At 69.1% G+C, this 19,484-nt stretch carries 16 protein-coding genes and 2 pseudogenes; 8 read left to right on the forward strand and 10 right to left on the reverse strand.

What is annotated here, in order from left to right:
* Positions 1-108: 108 nt before the first annotated feature.
* The gene (locus tag A5771_RS09450; RefSeq protein WP_064854964.1) at positions 109-1,833 is read left to right on the forward strand and encodes an N-acyl-D-amino-acid deacylase family protein; all 1,725 of its coding nucleotides are present in this window, start codon (positions 109-111) and stop codon (positions 1,831-1,833) included.
* Between the two features lie 73 nt (positions 1,834-1,906).
* Here the strand turns inward: A5771_RS09450 and A5771_RS09455 are convergent, their stop codons facing one another.
* On the reverse strand, positions 1,907-2,437 hold the full coding sequence (locus A5771_RS09455) for a hypothetical protein (protein WP_207545419.1): 531 nt from the start codon (positions 2,435-2,437) through the stop codon (positions 1,907-1,909).
* A 121-nt stretch (positions 2,438-2,558) separates the two neighbouring features.
* Positions 2,559-3,575 carry an aldo/keto reductase family protein gene (locus A5771_RS09460; protein WP_064854965.1) on the reverse strand — a complete coding sequence of 339 codons (1,017 nt, stop codon included), beginning with the start codon at positions 3,573-3,575 and terminating at the stop codon, positions 2,559-2,561.
* Between the two features lie 60 nt (positions 3,576-3,635).
* Between A5771_RS09460 and A5771_RS09465 the strand changes: the two genes are divergently transcribed.
* Both A5771_RS09465 and A5771_RS09470 read left to right on the forward strand, forming a co-directional pair.
* Positions 3,636-4,016 (forward strand): hypothetical protein, encoded by a 381-nt coding sequence (locus A5771_RS09465; RefSeq protein WP_064854966.1) that lies wholly within the window; start codon positions 3,636-3,638, stop codon positions 4,014-4,016.
* A 10-nt stretch (positions 4,017-4,026) separates the two neighbouring features.
* The gene (locus A5771_RS09470; protein ID WP_064854967.1) at positions 4,027-4,428 is read left to right on the forward strand and encodes a pyridoxamine 5'-phosphate oxidase family protein; all 402 of its coding nucleotides are present in this window, start codon (positions 4,027-4,029) and stop codon (positions 4,426-4,428) included.
* Here A5771_RS09470 and A5771_RS09475 read toward each other — a convergent pair.
* From A5771_RS09475 to A5771_RS09485, 3 genes and pseudogenes are all read right to left on the reverse strand, one after another.
* The gene (locus tag A5771_RS09475) at positions 4,409-5,725 is read right to left on the reverse strand and encodes a bifunctional adenosylcobinamide kinase/adenosylcobinamide-phosphate guanylyltransferase (protein ID WP_064855008.1); all 1,317 of its coding nucleotides are present in this window, start codon (positions 5,723-5,725) and stop codon (positions 4,409-4,411) included. The two genes, A5771_RS09470 and A5771_RS09475, sit on opposite strands and share 20 nt — an antisense overlap.
* Positions 5,726-5,809: 84 nt before the next feature.
* Entirely contained in the window at positions 5,810-7,435 is a 1,626-nt protein-coding gene (gene groL, locus A5771_RS09480; RefSeq protein ID WP_064854968.1) for a chaperonin GroEL, read from the reverse strand.
* 188 nt (positions 7,436-7,623) lie between these two features.
* Positions 7,624-8,081: pseudogene (locus A5771_RS09485) on the reverse strand (TetR/AcrR family transcriptional regulator); the annotation flags it as partial.
* A gap of 8 nt (positions 8,082-8,089) precedes the next feature.
* On the opposite strand from A5771_RS09485, the pseudogene A5771_RS09490 reads away from it, so the two are divergent.
* Positions 8,090-8,305, forward strand: a pseudogene (locus A5771_RS09490) (short-chain dehydrogenase); the annotation flags it as partial.
* Positions 8,306-8,315: 10 nt separating this feature from the next.
* Here the strand turns inward: A5771_RS09490 and A5771_RS09495 are convergent.
* The gene (locus A5771_RS09495; RefSeq protein ID WP_064854970.1) at positions 8,316-9,017 is read right to left on the reverse strand and encodes a M24 family metallopeptidase; all 702 of its coding nucleotides are present in this window, start codon (positions 9,015-9,017) and stop codon (positions 8,316-8,318) included.
* Positions 9,018-9,072: 55 nt separating this feature from the next.
* Between A5771_RS09495 and A5771_RS09500 the strand changes: the two genes are divergently transcribed.
* A complete protein-coding gene (locus A5771_RS09500) occupies positions 9,073-10,767 on the forward strand; it encodes a DEAD/DEAH box helicase (RefSeq protein ID WP_064854971.1) in 1,695 nt (564 codons plus the stop codon).
* Between the two features lie 90 nt (positions 10,768-10,857).
* On the opposite strand, the gene A5771_RS24300 is transcribed toward A5771_RS09500, so the two are convergent.
* The 3 genes from A5771_RS24300 to A5771_RS09515 form a co-directional block, all read right to left on the reverse strand.
* Positions 10,858-13,821, reverse strand: coding sequence for a PGRS repeat-containing protein (locus A5771_RS24300; RefSeq protein WP_109401081.1), 2,964 nt, complete (start codon positions 13,819-13,821; stop codon positions 10,858-10,860).
* Positions 13,822-14,179: 358 nt separating this feature from the next.
* Complete coding sequence (locus tag A5771_RS09510; RefSeq protein WP_064854973.1) at positions 14,180-15,664, reverse strand: PH domain-containing protein; 1,485 nt, start codon at positions 15,662-15,664, stop codon at positions 14,180-14,182.
* A gap of 86 nt (positions 15,665-15,750) precedes the next feature.
* Positions 15,751-16,233 (reverse strand): MarR family winged helix-turn-helix transcriptional regulator, encoded by a 483-nt coding sequence (locus A5771_RS09515; protein WP_064854974.1) that lies wholly within the window; start codon positions 16,231-16,233, stop codon positions 15,751-15,753.
* A gap of 98 nt (positions 16,234-16,331) precedes the next feature.
* Between A5771_RS09515 and A5771_RS09520 the strand changes: the two genes are divergently transcribed.
* Positions 16,332-16,955 (forward strand): NADPH-dependent F420 reductase, encoded by a 624-nt coding sequence (locus A5771_RS09520; protein ID WP_064854975.1) that lies wholly within the window; start codon positions 16,332-16,334, stop codon positions 16,953-16,955.
* Between the two features lie 85 nt (positions 16,956-17,040).
* Positions 17,041-17,952 carry a TIGR03619 family F420-dependent LLM class oxidoreductase gene (locus A5771_RS09525; RefSeq protein WP_064854976.1) on the forward strand — a complete coding sequence of 304 codons (912 nt, stop codon included), beginning with the start codon at positions 17,041-17,043 and terminating at the stop codon, positions 17,950-17,952.
* 12 nt (positions 17,953-17,964) lie between these two features.
* Here A5771_RS09525 and A5771_RS09530 read toward each other — a convergent pair whose 3' ends face one another.
* Entirely contained in the window at positions 17,965-18,477 is a 513-nt protein-coding gene (locus A5771_RS09530; RefSeq protein ID WP_109401082.1) for a PH domain-containing protein, read from the reverse strand.
* A 79-nt stretch (positions 18,478-18,556) separates the two neighbouring features.
* Here A5771_RS09530 and A5771_RS09535 point away from each other — a divergent pair, with 79 nt between their 5' ends.
* Entirely contained in the window at positions 18,557-19,480 is a 924-nt protein-coding gene (locus A5771_RS09535) for an SDR family NAD(P)-dependent oxidoreductase (protein WP_064854977.1), read from the forward strand.
* Positions 19,481-19,484: the final 4 nt, after the last annotated feature.

Below are 19,484 nucleotides of genomic sequence, written 5' to 3' on the forward strand. Positions count from 1 at the left end.
GCGTCGTAGAACTGCTGCGATCTGGCGTAGTCGGTGCAGTTGATGCCCACGTGGTCGATCACACAACACATCCTGGCATGAGTTAACGCGCGGTCGTAGATTAACTAGATGAGCTTCGACCTCGTGGTCCGCAACGGCACGATCGTCGATGGGCTGGGCGGCGACCCGTACGTCGGCGATGTGGCAGTGCACGAGGGCATCATCGTCGAGGTCGGTACCGCGACCGGCGACGCGCGACAGGTTATCGATGCGCACGGACTGTTGGTCACACCGGGTTTCGTCGATCTGCACACCCACTACGACGGGCAGTCGATCTGGTCGGATCGACTCAATCCCTCTTCGGCACACGGGGTGACGACCGCGTTGATGGGCAACTGCGGCGTAGGGTTCGCGCCGTGCCGCATCGCCGATCACGACGTGCTGGTCGACCTGATGGCCGGCGTCGAGGACATTCCCGGCGTGGTGATGACCGACGGTCTGCCGTGGACATGGGAGACCTTCCCGGAGTTCATGGATGCCGTTGATGCGCGGCAACGCGATATTGACGTGGCGGCGTTCCTGCCGCATTCGCCGCTGCGGGTCTACGTGATGGGACAACGTGGGGTCGACCGCGAGCCGGCCAGCCCGGCGGATCTGGCCCGGATGCGCGAGCTGGCCCGCGAAGCCACCGAAGCTGGGGCACTGGGCTTTTCGTCGTCGCGCCTGATCACCCATCGCACTTGGACCGGAGCCCGGATCCCCAGCTACAACGCCGCCTACACCGAGATCCTCGAGATCGGGCGCGGCATCGCCGACGGCGGCGGCGGGCTGATCCAGTTCGTCCCCGACCTGCCCAATGGGGCGTATCAGCCCGTCCTGCAGCAGGTTTTCGATGCGGCCACCGACGCCGGCCTTCCGGTCACCTTCACCTTGCTGATCGGCAATGCCGGCAAGCCGCTGTGGCGCGACGCGATCACCCTGGTGGAGAAGGCGAACGGCTCCGGCGCCGCGATCACCGCGCAGGTCTTTCCCCGCCCGGTCGGGCTCATCATCGGTTTGGACCTGAGCTTCAACCCCTTCGTGCTGTACCCGAGCTACCAGGAGATCGCCGGCCTGCCGCTCGAAGAACGGGTCGCCGAAATGCGTAAATCCGAGGTGCGGCAACGGATTCTGGCCGATGCGCCCGCCATCGTTCCGGCCAATCCGATCGCGTATCTGGCGCAGTCCTGGGACTGGACGTATCCGCTGGGCGATGACGCCGACTACGAACCGGATCCGTCGAACAGCATTGCGGCCCGCGCCACGGCGCGTGGCGTCTCCCCGGTCGAGGAAGCCTACGATCGCCTGCTCGACGACGACGGGCACGCGATCCTGCTGGACGCGTTGGCCAACTTCGAGAACAACTCGCTGGACACCGTCGGTGCGCTGATGCGCCGCGACGACGTGGTGCTGGGCCTGGGCGACGGCGGTGCCCACTACGGAATGATCTGCGACTCAAGCTTCCCCACCTATGTGCTGACGCACTGGGCCCGTGACCGCGCCGCCGGCCGGTTCAGTGTTGCCGAGGCGGTCCGCGAGCTGACGTCCGTGCCCGCCCGAACCGCCGGACTCGACGACCGGGGCCGGATCGCGGTCGGCTACAAGGCGGACCTCAACGTCATCGATCACCAGCGCCTGCGGCTGCATAAGCCGGTGGTCACCTATGACCTGCCCGCCGGGGGGCGCCGGCTCGACCAGACCGCCGACGGCTACGTGGCGACGATCGTCGCCGGTGAGATCATCTCCGAGAACGGCAAACCCACCGCGGCGCGCCCCGGCAGGCTGGTGCGCGGCCGGCAACCCGCGCCGTCCTGATCATCCGTCCGCCCCCAGCCGGTTGTGCGGTTTTATTCGCAACACGCCGGTTGCCGCGGATGAAAACGCACGCTCACCACGTCTTCGGGCAGCCACGGTCGATCAACGCCGCACCCACCCGGTCCAGGAAGGCCCACGGCCGCTTGTGCAACGTCCCAGCGGCCAACCTGATGTCCAGCCAACCGCGTTCGGCGATCAGGGCAGAGCGCTCCGCGTCCCATTCACGCTGCTTGGGGTCGGTCCAATGATGTGCGCCCTCGAAGTCGACCCCGACCAGGAATTCCGGCCAGCCGATGTCGATGCGCGCGAACACGCGACCGTACGTGTCGTATACCGGAATCTGAGTCTGCAATGGCGGGAATCCGTTTTGCACGAGCAGAAGACGGGTCAGTGACTCGTAGGGAGAATCGGCGCCGGCGTCGACGAACCGCAGCGTATTCGCCAACTGGCGCAGTCCGGGTATGCCGGGGTGGCTTGCCATGACGGCCTGGATGTCGACCACCTTGACGCCGGTCGCATTCATCAACGCATCAAGTCGCTGTACGCCGTCTTTGAACGGAAGCCTTCGGTCGATGTCGAAGGCGGTGCGGGCGGGCGTGGACATCGCCGTCCCTGCCCGACGACCATCCACAGGCGGTCGGTACTGCGCTGCCGAATGTGCGGTTTCATCCGCCCGCTGCGGCGTGTTGCGTATCAAACCGCACGGTGGGCAGAAGGGCGAAGAGCTACAGCAGCCGCTGCGTCGGGGTGGATTTGGCCACCAGCGCCGGGTCGGCGGTGACGGCGTCACCCAGGACCTGATCTATGCGGGTCATCAGTTCCGCCGGGATGCGCACCCCGGACGCCTTGACGTTCTCGGCCACCTGTTCCGGACGCGACGCCCCGACCAGAGCTGCGGCGACGTTGTCGTTCTGCAGCACCCAGGCAATCGCCAGCTGCGCCGTCGTGAGCCCCAGCTCGTCGGCGATCGGGCGCAGCTGCTGCACACGGGTCAGCACGTCGTCGGTCATGAACCGTTTGACGAAGTTCGCTCCACCCTTCTCGTCGGTGGCGCGCGAGCCGGCCGGCGGCGGCTGACCGGGCAGGTATTTGCCGGACAGCACCCCCTGGGCCATCGGCGACCAGACGATCTGGCCCAGGCCCAATTCCCGGCAGGTGGGAACCACCTCGGACTCGATGATCCGCCACAGCATCGAGTACTGCGGCTGGCTGGAGATCAGCGATACGCCCAGCTGGCGGGCCAGTCCGTGCGCCTGGCGGATCTGTTCGGCGGTCCATTCACTGACCCCGATGTAGAGCGCCTTGCCCGCCCGGACGATGTCGGCGAAGGCCTGCAGGGTCTCCTCCAGCGGGGTGAAGGAGTCATAGCGGTGCGCCTGGTAGAGGTCGACGTAGTCGGTGCCCAGCCGGCGCAGCGACCCGTCGATGGCCTCCATGATGTGCTTGCGGGACAGTCCGGTGTCGTTGCGGCCCAGCGGGGCCGGCCCTATCGGCCAGTAGACCTTGGTGAAGATCTCCAGCGAAGAACGTCGCTGGCCTTTCAGCGCGGCGCCGAGCACTTCCTCGGCGGCACCGTTGGCGTAGACGTCGGCGGTGTCGAAGGTGGTGATGCCGGCATCGAGCGCGGCATGCACGCACGCGGTGGCGACATCGTTCTCGACCTGCGATCCGTGGGTGAGCCAGTTGCCGTAGGTGATCTCGGAGATCTGCAGGCCGGAGTTGCCCAGGTAGCGGAATTCCATAAGAACCATCTTGACCGAGAGCAGGCCAGATGTCTGCAGCCCGCCGCTATCCTCGAGGCCATGGCCAAATCCGTCGACCTTGCCCGCCTGGGCGAATTGTTGCCCGGCTACGGCTTCGCGTTCCTGGTCACCGTCGGCGACGACTACCGGGTGCGCACCACGGCGATCACCCCGACATTCGACGGCGCCCGGGTCGATGTCGGTGCGGTCGGCAGCCACGGCCGGGAGAACATGTCGGCCCACCCGAGCGTCACCCTGGTCTGGCCGGCGCGCGAGGTCAGCGAGTACTCACTGTTTGTCGACGGCCATGCCGAGCTTTCCGACGACCCGGCCGCCCCGATCCTGGTCACGCCGACCAAAGCCCTGCTGCACCGGCCGGTCTTCGAAGACGGGCGGGCGCTGGGCACTATGCACGACTGCGTGCAGCTCAAGGCGGACTAGCCTGTTCCACATGGCTTCCAATGTGGATTTCGCAAGGCTCGGAGAGAAATTGGCGGGCTACGACTACGCCTACCTGATCACCATCGACGCCGAGAACCGGCCGCATCCAGTGCCGGTGATGCCGACGCTAGAAGGCGAGACCGTGTGCATCGGCGCCCTCGGCGGCCGGCGCAGCCGGGCGAACCTGGCGCGCAGCAACGACGTCACGGTGATGTGGCCGCCGCCGGCCCCGGGCGGCTACACCGTCATCGTCGACGGCACCGCCGAGGTGTCTGATGCAGGTGAGCTGGCCAGCCTGAAGATCTCCCCCAGTCGCGCGGTGCTGATCCGGGTCGCTACCCCGGAGTCACCGGGTGAAACCCCTTGCTACAGCGACTGTGTCGACTTGAAGGTCACTGCGCAGGAAGCTTGAGCGGTCGCCCGGCCACCATCAGCACGACTTCGTCGGACTCCGCGGCGATGCGCGCGTTCAGCACACCGAGCAGGTCGCGAAACAGCCGTCCGGCCGGGGTGGACGGCACCACCCCGCTGCCGGCCTCGTTGCTGACCGCCACCGCCCGCACCGGGCAGGATCGCCAGGCTGCCACCAGCTTGTCGATGTCGTCGTGCACGCCGTCCAGCAGCCCGCCGTCCCACACGTTGTGCAGATCCATCCGCGCGGTGAGCCAGGTGCCCAAACAGTCCAGCAGCACCGGGGTTTCGGCGGTGAGCAGTGCCTCGGCGACGTCGCTGGTCTCCACCGTGCGCCAGGATGCCGGGCGTCGGCTCCGATGCAGTCGTACCCGTTCGGCCCACTCCGGATCACCTTCGCGTACCCCGCCGGTGGCCAGGTAGGTCACCGCGGCCTGCCCGGCCAGCAGTGCTTCGGCGTGCGCCGACTTGCCCGAGCGTGCTCCGCCGAGAATCAGCGAACGGGTCGGCTCTGCGCCCACGATCTCGCCGTCGCGACCCGGTCGGGCACCCGAATCAGCTAGCGCCGCAGTCAGTTCCGGCTCTGGCGGGTTATGATGGCTCAGATGGACGGCGACGAGTTCGGTGGCGGCCACGACGGCGCCGGAGCGGCGCAACTCATCCACGGTCGCCGCGAATGCGGGTAGATCATGGTGTTCGGTGCCGTGTCCGGTATGCATTCCGAACGTCTGCTCCAAAAACACCGCATCGAAGCCGGCGCCGGCGACCGCGGTGTGCGTGGCATCGGGCAGAGGGCCGGTGTCGGTGGCCCAGAAGATCCGGCCGCCAACGGATTCCAGGTCGTAGAGCACCGCGTCAGCGCCGATGTCCGACCCGTGTGCGGCGGCGAGCACCCGGACCCGGTAGTCACCCACGCGCAGGTCGTCGCCGGGGCTCACCTCGATGAAGCGCACCGGGTCCTCCGGGCCCACCCAGTCCCGGCACTGATCCAGAGCGCTCGGCGGGCCGACCACATCCAGCGGCTCGCCGGTCCGGGTCCAGTGCCGCATCAGCATGGCGGCCGGCCCGACGTGGTCCCAGTGGCCGTGGGTGAACAGGATGTGGCGCACCGACGCCAGCGACCGTCCGAAGCGCGCGGCGGCCCGCGGCGCCTCCGGTCCGCAGTCCAGCAGCAGAACGTCGTCGACCAGCGCGGCGGTCTGCCCGCGAACTTCGGTCGCCGATCGGCACGAGACGCACCGGCAGAACGGATTCGGCCAGCCGTCGGCGCTGCCGGTGCCCAACAGCAGGATCTCCATGGCGCCATCCTCGCGCACGACCGGCACAGGTACGAAAAAACCCGGCCCCCGTGAGGGGAGCCGGGCTCTTTCGTGCAACCAGACTTAGAAGTCCATGCCGCCCATGCCACCGGTCGGGTCGCCCGCGGGTGCGGCCGCCTTCTCCGGCTTGTCGGCGACAACGGCCTCGGTGGTCAGGAACAGCGCCGCGATCGAGGCTGCGTTCTGCAGCGCCGAGCGGGTCACCTTCACCGGGTCGGCGACGCCGGCCTTGAGCAGGTCCTCGTACACACCGGTGGCGGCGTTGAGGCCGGTCCCGGCGGGCGAGTTGCGCACCTTCTCGGCCACCACGCCCGGCTCCAGGCCGGCGTTGAAGGCGATCTGCTTCAGCGGGGCCTCCAGCGCCACCTTGACGATGTTGGCACCGGTGGCCTCGTCACCCTCGAGCTTGAGCTCGTCCAGCGACGGTGCGACCTGCAGCAGGGTCACGCCACCACCGGCGACGATGCCCTCCTCCACGGCGGCCTTGGCGTTGCGCACCGCGTCCTCGATGCGGTGCTTGCGCTCCTTGAGCTCCACCTCGGTGGCAGCCCCGGCCTTGATGACCGCGACGCCGCCGGCCAGCTTGGCCAGCCGCTCCTGCAGCTTCTCCCGGTCGTAGTCGGAGTCGCTGTTCTCGATCTCGGCGCGGATCTGCGACACCCGGCCGGCGATGGCCTCCGAGTCACCAGCGCCCTCGACGATGGTGGTCTCGTCCTTGGTCACCACGACCTTGCGAGCCTTGCCCAGCAGCGAGATGTCGGCGGTCTCCAGCGACAGGCCGACCTCTTCGCTGATGACCTGGCCACCGGTGAGGATCGCCATGTCCTGCAGCATCGCCTTGCGACGGTCACCGAAGCCCGGGGCCTTGACGGCGACGGACTTGAAGGTGCCGCGGATCTTGTTGACCACCAGGGTCGACAGCGCCTCGCCCTCGACGTCCTCGGCGATGATCAGCAGCGGCTTACCGCCCTGGATGACCTTCTCCAGCAACGGAAGCAGGTCCTTGACCGTCGACACCTTGGAGCTGACCAGCAGGATGTAGGGGTCCTCCAGGACCGCTTCCTGACGGTCGGCGTCGGTGACGAAGTAGCCCGAGATGTAGCCCTTGTCGAAGCGCATACCCTCGGTGAGCTCCAGCTGCAGGCCGAAGGTGTTGGACTCCTCGACGGTGATGACACCTTCGTTGCCGACCTTGTCCATGGCCTCGGCGATCAGGTCACCGATGGACTGGTCGCCCGCGGAGATCCCGGCGGTGGCCGCGATCTGCTCCTTGGTCTCGACCTCCTTGGCGTCCTTCAGCAGGGTCTCGGAGACCTTCTCGACGGCCTTCTCGATGCCGCGCTTGAGGGCCAGCGGGTTGGCGCCGGCGGCCACGTTGCGCAGCCCTTCCTTGACCAGTGCCTGGGCCAGCACGGTAGCGGTGGTGGTGCCGTCACCGGCGACGTCGTCGGTCTTCTTGGCAACCTCCTTGACCAGCTCGGCGCCGATCTTCTCGTAGGGGTCCTCCAGCTCGATCTCCTTGGCGATGGACACACCATCGTTGGTGATCGTGGGGGCGCCCCACTTCTTCTCCAGGACGACGTTGCGGCCCTTGGGCCCCAGCGTCACCTTGACCGCGTCGGCGAGGGCGTTCAGGCCCCGCTCGAGGCCGCGACGGGCCTCTTCGTCATACGCAATTTGCTTAGCCATTGCGAAGTGATTCCTCCGGTTAGGGGGTGCACGTCTTGTCGGTCGGGTCAGTGCCCGCGACGGACGGCGTTGGGTGTGCTCCGCAGGTGCGGCCCCGTACCTCACCGTCCCGACCTAGCACTCGCCGGTCGCGAGTGCCAACGTCATTCTTAGCACTCGCCCCTGGAGAGTGCAAGATCACCCGTGCCCTATTGCGGCGTGCGCAAACCATCCATGACGACGTCGGTCACCCGTTCGGCCACGGCGGAGTTATAGGACTGCATCGCCTGACATCCGACCAGGATCGCCTTGACTTCGCGCACGTCGAGGTCTTGCCGCACCGTGCCCGCCTTCTGGGCGGCAGCCAGCAGTTCGCCGAGCACCCCCAGAAAGGCCTCCTCGGACTCCGGCGCGGTCGCTGCGATGTCGATGCCGAAGCCCGCAAGCGCCTCGCAAGACCGCGATCCGTGGCGCCCCACCGCAACACGATCGAGCGCAGGAAGGTGAAGATCGCCGCCCCGGGTTCGTCGGATTCCAGCAGGGCGTACCCGTCGTCGACGACGCGCTGCATGCGGTCTTCGATGACTGCCCGAAACAGCTCTTCCTTGGTCGGGAAGTGTCGGTAGATGGTCCCGGCGCCGACTCCGGCGCGCCGGGCGATCTCATTTCAAACCGCTGTTCCAGGGTGCGGACATGGGCGCGCTACCGACACTGCGCGCCGCCACCGACCCTCAGGCGCTCGGCGGGCAGTACTTCGGGCCGGACGGCTTCACGCAAGGCCGCGGCCACCCCACCGTGGTGAAGTCCAGCCGCAAGTCCCACGACGTCGACGCGCAGCAGCGGCTCTGGGCCGTCTCCGAGGAGCTGACCGGCGTGGTCTTTCCGGCATAGCCGAACCGGCTCAACCCAGGTCGAGCAATTCCTCGTAGAACCCGCCGAACCCGCGAACCCGGTTGACCAGGTGCACCTCGAGGATCCAGTGGCAGACCCGACCGGTGCGGTCGAGTCGTCGCATCGGCTTGTCCGACCCCGGCTTGATGTAGAACTGTGCGTCGTCCCCGGAGATCTTCTTGTGCGGGAACTCGCCCACCAGATGGCCGGCGATCGGCGCGCCGAACTCGAAGCCCTGCTCCCGGGCCAATCCCACGACGTGGTCGTAGAGCTGTGCGCCGGTGATCTCGGGCTGAGCTTCGAAGAACTCCCGCCCGGCCCGCCACACTCCGGGTAGCGCGTCGCGCAACGCCAGCTTGTCCGGATCCGCGCCGAGCACGAAGGTGCGACCGAAGTCGGCCTCCCACGCCTCGAAGATCGGCCCCAAGTCGAGGTAGACGATGTCGTCGTCGGCCAGGAGCCGATCCGGCGGGTCGGCGTGGAACGGCTGCAGGGTGTTCTCCCCGGCGCGCACCACCCGCTTGTGCCAGTGCCGCGTCACCCCGAACATGCCAGCGGCCAAGTCACGGATCTCATCGGAGAGTTGCCGCTCGCCGACGCCCGGGCGGACCATGCCGGACCGTTCGATCTCGTCGAACAACGCGGCGGCTTTGGTCTGCGCGTCGAGTAAGCGCTCGACACGGACCGATTCCGGCTCGCCCGGGGTGGACACGCCAGCGATGCTATCGGCTTGCCCTAGACTGCATCTCGATCAGATAGGAGACCGGGTGCGGGCTGACGCAGCGCCCAGCACCCGGGCTTTGCGGGGCTGGCAACGCCGGGCTCTGGTGCGCTACCTGACCGCCAAGCCGCGCGATTTTCTGATGGTGGCCACCCCCGGCGCCGGCAAGACGACGTTTGCGCTGCGGATCGTCGCCGAGCTGCTGGCCGACCGCACCGTCGAGCGCATCACGATCGTGGTGCCCACCGATCACCTCAAGGTGCAGTGGGCGACCGCCGCCGCCGAACACGGCATCGCGCTGGACCCGCGGTTTTCCAACTCCGACGCGCAGACCAGCTCGGAGTACCACGGCGTCGTCGTCACCTACGCACAGGTCGCCAGCCACCCCGCCCGGCACCGGGTGCGGACCGAGGCCGCGAGAACCCTGGTGATCTTCGACGAGATCCACCACGGCGGCGACGCCAAAAGCTGGGGCGACGGCATCCGGGAGGCGTTCGACGATGCCACCCGCCGGTTGGCGCTGACCGGCACCCCGTTCCGCAGCGACGACAGCCCCATCCCGTTCGTCAACTACGAGCCCGACGGCGCCGGCCACTTGCGCTCGGTGGCCGACGACAGCTATGGCTACCCCGAGGCGCTGGCCGACGGGGTGGTGCGCCCGGTGGTGTTCATGGCCTACTCGGGGGAGGCCCGCTGGCGCGACAGCGCCGGCGAGGAGCACGCCGCCCGGCTGGGCGAGCCGCTGACCGCCGAGCACACCGCCCGGGCCTGGCGCACCGCGCTGGACCCGGCCGGGCAGTGGATGCCGGCGGTGATCACCGCCGCGGACAAGCGGCTGCGCCAGCTGCGTGACGGCGGCATGGCCGACGCCGGCGGGATGGTGATCGCCTCGGATCAGAAGAATGCCCGTGCCTACGCCAAGCTGTTGACCACGCTCACCGGCGAGGAACCCACCGTGGTGCTCTCCGACGACGCAGGCGCGTCGGACAAGATCGCGCAGTTCTCCGCGTCCACCAGTCGCTGGCTGGTTGCGGTGCGGATGGTCTCTGAGGGTGTCGACGTGCCGCGACTGGCCGTCGGCGTGTACGCCACCAGTGCGTCCACCCCGTTGTTCTTCGCCCAGGCGATCGGCCGGTTCGTGCGGTCGCGCCGGCCCGGTGAGACGGCCAGCATCTTCCTGCCGTCGGTGCCGTCGCTGCTGGGCTTGGCCAGCGAGCTGGAACAGCAACGCAATCACGTGCTGGGCAAGCCGCACCGGGAGCCCTTCGGCGATGACGAACTGGCCGAGGCCGGGCGGCGGCGCGACGAGCCCTCCGAGCTGGAGAACGCCTTCGAGTCGCTGGGGGCCGACGCCGAGTTGGACCAGGTGATCTTCGACGGCGCCTCGTTCGGCACCGCCACCCCGGCCGGCAGCGATGAAGAAGCCGACTATCTGGGCATCCCCGGTCTGCTGGATGCCAGCCAGATGCGCGATCTGTTGCGCCAGCGCCAGGAGGAACAGCTGGACCGGCGATCGAAAGTGGCCGCCGCCGGCGGGGTTCCGGTGCCGGTGACCACGCACGGCCAGTTGCGGGCGCTGCGTCACGAGCTCAACGCGCTGGTGTCGGCGGCGCATCATCGGCTGGGCAAGCCGCACGGCTGGATCCACAACGAGTTGCGCCGCATCTGTGGCGGGCCGCCGGTGGCGGCAGCCACGTCGGATCAGCTGCGGGCGCGCATCGAGGCGATCCGGCAGTTGTAGGGCTGACAACGCTTCGCCGAGCGTGTACTGACTGCGAGAAGTCCGGCGAAATTTCGCAGCAGTTACACGCTCGGCGAGCGTCAACCCGGGTCAGGGCTGGCCTGCTGAACCTCCCTGGCCGGCGGTGCCGTTGCTGCCGTGAGCCCCGCCGGTGCCGGCCGAGCCGTCGGTGCCGTCGATGACGGTGTTGCCCTGCGAGACCTGACCTGCGGCGCCGCCGGAACCGCCGTCACCGCCCGCCGCGCCGGTCCCGGCGGTACCCGCCGCGCCACCGGCACCCGCGGTGCCCGCGCCGTCGGCACCGTGTCCGGCATTCCCGCCGTTGCCGCCGTTACCGGCGTCACCGCCGTTCCCGCCGGCGCCGCCGTTCCCGCCGTCACCGCCGTCACCTGCTGTGCTCACGTTCCCGTTGCTGACGGCACCGCCGGCGCCACCGTTACCTCCAGCACCGCCGACGTCGCCGTCCGCGCCATTCCCGCCGCTACCACCGGCACCGCCGTCACCGCCGACACCACTCACCGTGCCGCCGGCTCCACCCGCTCCACCGGTGCCGCCGTTGCTGCCGCTGGTGCCGCTGGCCCCGTTACCTCCGTTACCACCGTGACCACCGTTACCGCCAGTCGCGTCGCCGGTGCCATCGGTGTCGCCGTAGCCGCCGTTGCCACCGTTCCCGCCGGCTGCCCCGGTGCCGCCGTTGCCGCCGTCGCCACCGTTACCACCGATACCGTTGCCGGTGTTGACGTCGCCGTTGCCGCCGATACCGCCGTTGCCGCCCGCCCCGCCGGCCCCGCCGTCCCCGCCGGTACCGCCGGCCCCGCCGGTGCCGTTGACGCCCAGCTCGGCGCCGAATACGGTGCCGCCACCCCCGCCGTTTCCACCGGACGCGCCGAGACCACCGCTACCTCCGGACCCGCCGTTACCACCGGTGGCGTCTTCGGCGGCGTTCGCGAAGCCGCCGCCGAGCCCGCCGTTGCCGCCGGCCTGCCCGACCGCCGCACCCGGATCGCCGGCGCCGCCGTCGGCCCCGATACCGCCACTGCCGTCGACGGTGGTGGGGGCGTCGGTGCCGTTTCCGGCCGCCGGCGGGATGTTCTGCGCCGGCGGGTTGCCGCCGGTGCCATCCACGCCGTTACCGCCGGCGCCGCCCCTGCCGCCGTTACCGATCGCCCCGGCCGCGCCGCCGGCGCCGCCGTTACCGCCGTCCTGGGCGATGGTGCCGTTGCCGACGGTGACCACTTGGCCGTCAGCGCCCGCGCCACCGTTACCGCCGTTGCCGACTCCGGTGGCCGCCGCACCGGCGGTGCCGTCGGCGGCGGTGGTGCTGCCGTCACCGCTGAGCCCGCCGCTGCCGACGCCGCCCGCGGTACCCGCGTCTCCGGCGTTGCCGCCGTTACCACCGCTGCCCGCGATGGTTCCGGTTCCTCCTGCGGCGCCGGCTCCGCCGTCACCGCCGTCACCGGCGTTGCCCGCGGCTCCGCCGTTGCCGCCGACGCCGCCGGCACCTACGGCACCGTTGCTGTACCCGTCGGCCTGTGCCGCACCACCGGCACCGCCGGCGCCGCCGTTGGCGCCGGTACCGCCGTTGCCGCCGCTGCCGCCGTCGGTGCCGTTACCGCCGTCGGCGCCACTGCCGGCCTCAGCGTCGGCGCCGTTGGTGCCCTGAACACCGTCGCCGCCCTTACCGCCGTTACCGCCCGAGCCACCGGCTCCACCGACACCGCCATTACCGGCGTTGGCTCCGCCTAAGCCACCACTACCGCCGCTGCCGCCGAGGCCGCCGTCGGTGCCGTTGCCGCCGTCGAGGTCGGTGGCAGTGCCCGCGGTACCCGCGGCGCCGTTCGCACCGTTGCCGCCGGCCCCGCCGTTGCCACCGTTGCCGTACGCGCCGCCGTTGCCACCGGCGCCACCGTTACCGCCGGCCGCCCCGGCCACCGCATTGGCATCGGTGGCCGCGTCGTAGCCGTTGCCGCCGTTGCCGCCGTTGCCGCCACCGCCCAGGGTGCCGTCGCTGCCGCTGCCGCCGAACAAGCTCGCTCCCAGGCCGCCCTTACCGCCGGTGCCCGGTGCCGCACCGTTGCCGCCCGCGCCGCCGTTGAGGTTCGCCACGGTCCCGGTCGCGCCGTTGCCGCCGTTGCCGGCCGCGCCGCCAGTACCGCCGTTGCCGCCGATGCCCAGGATCGACGAACCGGCGCCACCGTTGCCGCCGTTACCACCGTTGGTGCCGTTGGCACCGGTGCCATCCCCGCCATTGGCGAACGACCCGGTCGTCCCGTTCCAGCCGGCACCGCCGATACCACCGTCGCCGCCGTTGCCGATCGCGCCCATGCCGAAGAAGTCCTGGGCCTGACCCGAGGAACCGCCATTGCCGCCATTACCGGCGGCCAGGGCCGCGGTCGCCGCACCGCCGGCGCCGCCGTCGCCGCCGTTGCCCCACATCTCCCCGCCGTGGCCACCGTTGCCACCATCGGCGCCCAGGCCACCGGCGCCACCGTCACCGCCATTGCCGATCCCCCCGGCATGCCCGCCGTTACCACCGGCCATCTCGTCCACCGTCGACGACCAGCCATCACCACCATCGCCGAACCACAGCCCGCCGTTACCACCATCGGGATCGGCCTCGGTGCCATCGACACCGTTGCAGATCATCCCGCAGAAGCCCTCGGTGAACGGCGCGAACAGCTGGTTGATCATCCCGTTGACGCTCGCCCCGAAGTCAGAGTTGATCCAGTCCTGCATCATGTCGTGCAGCGGCATGTAGAAGTAGGTGTCCCACATCTGGGCCAGCTCCGCCCCTGACGCGTCGGCCGAACCGGACAGATCCCAGTCCGAGCCCGTGAACAGACTGTCGAAATCGTTGGACAGGTTGCCCCACGCACTCGGGTCGAACAGATCTGCCAACAAATCATCGAAGTCGGCATTGGCCGCCGGCGCCGCCGCCAACGGCGACAAGCCCAACGCCAGGAACGCCCCGACCGAGGCGGCGGCACCTACCGCGCGGTCTCGCCGACGGGTCCTCGCCCGACTGTTCCCCTGTTCACGCCGACGCTCACCCATTGCTACTCCCCTTCCGAACGGACTCAGCTGCCTCTCAGCTCGCAGCATAAACGACCTTAGGTTGCACAACCGTCAATTTGTGAAATAAGGCCCAAATACGCCCGAACGTCGCCTTATCGCGGCGACATCTTTGGCGTAGTTTTCGTGCTGAATCCCCCACGCAACGACTTTGTTAACGTTTCGTCAGCCCCGACCCGTGGCCCGTCTCGCTACACAACGCCCAAGAAAACGAGCTCTTATCTGGAGCCTCGACAGGAAATTTACGTGGAAAATAATTTACGAGAAAACCCTTAGTTTCTACAAGCGGACATCTTCGTTCTCGGCCTCTGTGGCGTCCAGCCGAGCGGTAACCGCCGGGCTACCGCGCCCACACGCTGTCGGCCACCCACGGCGAAGCCTGCGCGGCCACCGACCACGCCCACTCCTCCGGCACGTCGACCACCCGGTAGGCCTTCACCCCGGCGGCGGTGGCCGCGATCAGCGTCGCCACCCCGGCCCGGCGCTGAAACCAGCTTTGGCGCACCGTCCAGGCGATGATGCCCGCGGTGGCGATGCAGTAGCGGCGCTGTTCCCAACTGCCGGTACGGGCCGAAAGCCATTGCGGGTCAACGCGATGCCCCAGGGCACCCGCCCGGTCGGCGGCCAGCAGCGCCGCGCAGAGCATCAGCGCCGCCCAGGCCGGCCAGTGCCACGCCGGCACCGCCTCGACCGCCGCCACGACGGCCAGTCCCACCCCGAGCGCCACCGGCAGCAGCATCGCCCGTGTCCAGCGGCGGCGAACCGCCGCCGGGCCATGCCCGCGCAGCGGCCCGGTGACCGCGACCGGGTCGCCCACCAGCCCGGTCAGCACCTGCTCGGCAGTGGCCCGCGGGCACGGCGGCAGCAGGATCGAGGATTCGCCCACGCCGGTGACGCCGGTCATCGCCGCGTCCAGCCGCGCGCCGCCGAACAGCCGCACCAGCAGGGGCCGCCGTAGCGTTCCGCCGCGCAGCCGGCGCATGTCGTAGCTGTGCTGGCGCACCCGCAGCAACCCGTGGCTCAACTCGAGCACGTCGGCGGCCGCCCCGGTACTGCGGGACAACACCAGATTTCCGTAGGTCAGCAGGGATCTCAGCACCGCCAGCATGATCGCCGCCACCAGCACCAGCGCGGCGATCACCGCCGCGGTCTGCTGCGGCCCGAACCGCTCGGCGGCGGCGCGCCAGAACCGGCTCAGCGGCGACTCCTCCACCGCCGCCCAGGCCCCGCTCTGGTACAGCGCACCCACCGCGGCACCGATCGTCAACAGCCCGGACAGATTCAGGGCGCTGTAGCGCAACCACGATGGGCGCCATCGGGCCAGCACCGTCGCGGGAACCGGCGCCGGGGAGGCAACCGGCTGGCCGGTGTGTGCCAGCAGGGCCTTGCGCAGCCGCGGCACCTGGCTGATCTCGACCGCGTCCAGCTCGAACATGGTGTCCCCAGCGGCCTGCTGGCCGGTGCTGACCCGCAGCACCGTCAGGCCCAGCAGCCGGTGCAGCAGCCGGGCGTCGGTCTCCACCGAACGAATCCTGTTGCGCGGCACCGAAAGCACCTTGCGGCGCAGCAGGCCCGAGCGCAGCTGCACCCGGCCGGCCTCGGGGTCCGGTTCGATCCGATAGGTGGTGGTGAACCAGCGTGTCACCCCGACCACGGCGATCACCCACACCACCGCGAGCACCCACACCGAATTATTGGTGGCCGAACCGAATACGACGACCGCGATCAGCAGCGGCAACTCGCGCAGTACCTCGTGCAGCGGATGCACCAGCAGCATCCGCGGGCTCAGCCGCTGCCATTGCTCAGCGCGTTGCGTGCTGTTCATCTGCCTTCTCCGTGCCCTGGCGAACTGCGGGTCAGCCTCTCGCCGCGCCCTGCTTGGAACCGTAGCCGCAAAGGTTGCCTAGTGACCTATGAAGGCTCGTCTCCGGTGGGAGCGCCGTCGGCGGTGGCCAGGTGGCGCAGAACTCGTTCGTTGAGGGCGGTGAACATGTCGAGCTCAGCCGGGCTGAGCAGGTCGATGAAGTTTCGGCGCACATCCTCCACGTGGCCGGGCGCCGCCTTCTCGATGGCGGCGCGGCCGGCCGGCATCAGCCGGACCATGGTGCTGCGGGCGTCGTCGGGGTTGGGCTCCCGGCTGATCAGCCCGTCCTTCTGCATGCGCCGCACCTGGTGGGAGAGACGGCTCTTCTCCCAGCTCAGCGCTTTGCACAGGGCGTGGGCGGGCATGCGGTCTTCGTCGGCTGCCGAAAGCACCGCGAGGACCGCGTAGTCGGCGCCGGACAGGCCGGATTGCTGCAGGCGTCGGTTGAGGTGGGCCTCGATCTGTTGATGCGCGTACACGAACGCCCGCCAGGCGCGATCTTCACGAGGGTTCAGCCAGTTCGGTTCCATCCGCCTCCACGCCTCCGGTTGTTTGTTGACACATCAACAAAGCAGGTTTAATGTTGATCCATCAACCTTTTCCATCGTAACTCAAGACGGGATACCTCATGAGCAGCATCAGCATCATCGGCACCGGGAACATGGCCCGCACCATCGGCACGCTGGCGGTAGCGGGCGGTAACACCGTCGAGATCATCGGCCGCGATCAGTCCAAGGCCGCCGACCTGGCCAAAACTCTCGGCGACAGCGCCACGACCGGACAGTTCGGCGCCGTTCCGGCCGGGGACATCGTCATCGTGTCCCTGTTGTACGCCAGTGTCGTTCCCGTCGTCACCCAGTACGGGGACGCTCTCGCGGGCAAGGTCATCGTCGACATCAGCAACCCCTTCAACTCCGCGGCCGACGGGCTGGCCATTGCCGATGACACCTCGGTCGCGCAGGAAGTTGCCAAGGCCGCTCCGGCCAGCGCCAGCGTGGTGAAAGCCTTCAACACCGTCTTCGGCGTCGTCCTCGCCCAGGGCCGGCCGCTCGACGTGTTCATCGCCGGCGACGACGCGCGCGCCAAAGCGGACGTCGCGGAGTTCATCGAGAGCCTTCAGCTGCGCCCGCTGGACGTCGGCGACTTGCACATGGCGCACTGGCTGGAAGGAACGGGCCTGGTCGTGATGGGTCTCGCCCGCCACGGGGTGGGGAACTTCGACTTCGCGCTCGGCGCCAGCCCTGCCGCCTGAGCCGCCCCGGCGCCGTCCATCTCGTCCATGAGCAGGGCCCTTGCGCGCCCTGGCACTGGTTGAGGGATCACCGAAAGGATCCGTTATGAAGCTTGGTTTCGCCCTTCCCATCGTCGGGCCCGCGATCAGCAGCGCCGCTGGTCTGAGCGGGTTCTGCCGCGGACTCGAGGACCTCGGCTACGACACGCTATGGGTCGGCGATCGACTGGTCACGCCGGTCGACATGCACAGCACCTATCCGGGCAAAGAGCAGCCGTACCCGCCGCAGATGACCCGCTACCTCGATCCGGTGCTGCTGTGGACGGTCGCTGCGACGGCGACCACCCGGATACGACTGAACGCCAGCACGCTCAGCACGTTCTACTACGAGCCGGTGCACTTGGCCCGGCTGCTCACCACGCTCGACGTGCTCAGCGACGGCCGCCTGGAGGTCGGCGTGGGACTCGGGTGGATGAAGGACGAGCACGACATCGCCCGCGGCGCGGACTGGCGCCGACGCGGGCCGATGCTCGATGACCTGCTGGCGTTCCTGCAGAAGTGGTGGACGACCACCCCGGTGGCCTGGGACAGCGAATTCTTCACGCTGCCGCCGGTGCATGCCGACCTGCGCCCGGTCCAGGCCGGCGGGCCGCCCATCTGGATCGGCGGTGCCAGCGAGGCCGCGATGCGCAGGGTCGGCCGCAGCGGCACCGGCTGGCTCGGGGTCGAGGGGCTGCAGGACGCGGTCACCGACCACCTGTGGTCGATTGCCCGCCGTGCGGCCAAGGATGCCGGCCGCGATCCGGACGCGCTCAAGACGGCCATGCGGATCAACCTCGAACCGGGCGCGTCCGTCGACTCGGTTGCCGACAGGCTCGAGCGCCTCGCCGGGTCCGGTGCGGATGAGGCGATCGTGGATGCGTTCGCCCTGTTCCCCACCCTTGACCAGATGCTTGACTTCGCCGGCCAGGTGATCGATCGCTGGGGTGATCGGGGAGAACTCGATCGTTGTGGCTAGCCGGTCCGGGACTCAGGTGGCGTCCCCGGCGCCCAGTGAGGCGATGTCGGTCAGTTGCGCCACCACCCGGTCGGCGACCGGAGCGTCGAGGGCCACGATGTGGACCGCGCCCGCCGAGGACGCGGTGGTCACCCGGACGTTGGCCAGCCCCAGCAGTCGGTCCAGCGGCCCGCGGTAGGTGTCGACGGTCTGGATCCGCGAGATCGGCGCGATCCGGCGCTCCTGCACCAGCCACCCTGTCCGGGTGTAGACCGCCTGGTCACTGATGTCCCACCGGTGCACGCGGTATCGCCACAGCGGTGCGATCACCGCGGACACCAGCAGCCCCAGCGCGGTGACCGCCAACGCGGCGATGTGCAGCCAGGCCAGCCGCTCATCGGCGAGCGCCCAGCCCAGTTGCAGCACGGCCAGCACCAGCCAGGGCACCGCTCCGACCAGTGCCCACACCAACGGCGCACGCGAGCTCGGCGGATTGGTGGGGTCGGCCAAAGTGATCTCCCCGGGACGATGTGCGTTGGGCGCCATGCAACAGAGAATGACCTAGCGTCACGGTGCTGTCATCTCCCAACGTGCAGAACCCGCCGACGTCGGTATCGTTTCTTCAATGGGCAGCCGCGACAAATGGACGGCGGAGGACGTACCCGATCAAACCGGACGCGTCGCGGTCATCACCGGCTCCAACACCGGAATCGGCTTTCACACCGCCCTGGTGCTCGCCGAGCACGGCGCCGCGGTGGTGCTGGCGGTGCGCGACCTCGATAAGGGGCGCGCGGCCGCCGAAAGCATCACCAAGGCCTGCCCGCAGGCCGCCGTCGAAGTACAGGAACTCGACCTGAGCTCGCTGGCCTCAGTCCGTGAAGCCGCCGACGCCCTGGGCGCCGCCCACTCCCGCATCGACCTGCTGATCAACAACGCCGGTGTGATGTACACCCCCAAACAGACCACGGTCGACGGTTTCGAGCTGCAGTTCGGCACCAACCATCTGGGGCATTTCGCGCTGACCGGCCTGCTGTTGCCCCGGATGATGCGGGTGAAGGGTTCCCGTGTGGTGACGGTCAGCAGCATGGCGCACCGGATCATGGCGGCGATCCACTTCGACGACCTGCAGTGGGTGCACGGCTACAACCGGATCGCCGCCTACGGGCAGTCCAAGCTGGCCAACTTGATGTTCACCTTTGAGCTGCAGCGCCGGCTGGCGGCCAAACGCAAATCCACCATCGCCGTCGCCGCGCACCCCGGCACCGCCAATACCGAACTGACCCGCTACCTGCCGCCATTCCTGCGTCCGGCCGACCGGTTGCTGCTGCCGCTGGTCGTCCAGAGCGCCGCAATGGGGGCGCTGCCGACACTGCGGGCCGCCACCGACACCAAGGTGGCCGGCGGTCAGTACTACGGCCCGGGCGGTCTCGGTGAGCAGCGCGGTCATCCGAAGCTGGTCGACGCCAGCAAGCAGGCTCGCGATGTCGAACTTCAGCAGCGGCTGTGGGCGGTCTCGCAGGAGCTGACAGGAATCGATTTCCCGGTGTAGGCCA

This window comes from Mycolicibacter sinensis (genome assembly GCF_001667375.1).
In the GTDB taxonomy this organism is placed as follows: Bacteria; Actinomycetota; Actinomycetes; order Mycobacteriales; family Mycobacteriaceae; genus Mycobacterium; species Mycobacterium sinense_A.

Coding starts and splice junctions, on each gene's coding strand:
- A5771_RS09450 (WP_064854964.1), top strand. CDS start 109: ATGAGCTTCGACCTCGTGGTCCGCAACGGCACGATCGTCGATGGGCTG.
- A5771_RS09455 (WP_207545419.1), bottom strand. CDS start 2,437: ATGTCCACGCCCGCCCGCACCGCCTTCGACATCGACCGAAGGCTTCCG.
- A5771_RS09460 (WP_064854965.1), bottom strand. CDS start 3,575: ATGGAATTCCGCTACCTGGGCAACTCCGGCCTGCAGATCTCCGAGATC.
- A5771_RS09465 (WP_064854966.1), top strand. CDS start 3,636: ATGGCCAAATCCGTCGACCTTGCCCGCCTGGGCGAATTGTTGCCCGGC.
- A5771_RS09470 (WP_064854967.1), top strand. CDS start 4,027: ATGGCTTCCAATGTGGATTTCGCAAGGCTCGGAGAGAAATTGGCGGGC.
- A5771_RS09475 (WP_064855008.1), bottom strand. CDS start 5,725: ATGGAGATCCTGCTGTTGGGCACCGGCAGCGCCGACGGCTGGCCGAAT.
- groL (WP_064854968.1), bottom strand. CDS start 7,435: ATGGCTAAGCAAATTGCGTATGACGAAGAGGCCCGTCGCGGCCTCGAG.
- A5771_RS24300 (WP_109401081.1), bottom strand. CDS start 13,821: ATGGGTGAGCGTCGGCGTGAACAGGGGAACAGTCGGGCGAGGACCCGT.
- A5771_RS09510 (WP_064854973.1), bottom strand. CDS start 15,664: ATGAACAGCACGCAACGCGCTGAGCAATGGCAGCGGCTGAGCCCGCGG.
- A5771_RS09515 (WP_064854974.1), bottom strand. CDS start 16,233: ATGGAACCGAACTGGCTGAACCCTCGTGAAGATCGCGCCTGGCGGGCG.
- A5771_RS09520 (WP_064854975.1), top strand. CDS start 16,332: ATGAGCAGCATCAGCATCATCGGCACCGGGAACATGGCCCGCACCATC.
- A5771_RS09525 (WP_064854976.1), top strand. CDS start 17,041: ATGAAGCTTGGTTTCGCCCTTCCCATCGTCGGGCCCGCGATCAGCAGC.
- A5771_RS09530 (WP_109401082.1), bottom strand. CDS start 18,477: ATGGCGCCCAACGCACATCGTCCCGGGGAGATCACTTTGGCCGACCCC.
- A5771_RS09535 (WP_064854977.1), top strand. CDS start 18,557: ATGGGCAGCCGCGACAAATGGACGGCGGAGGACGTACCCGATCAAACC.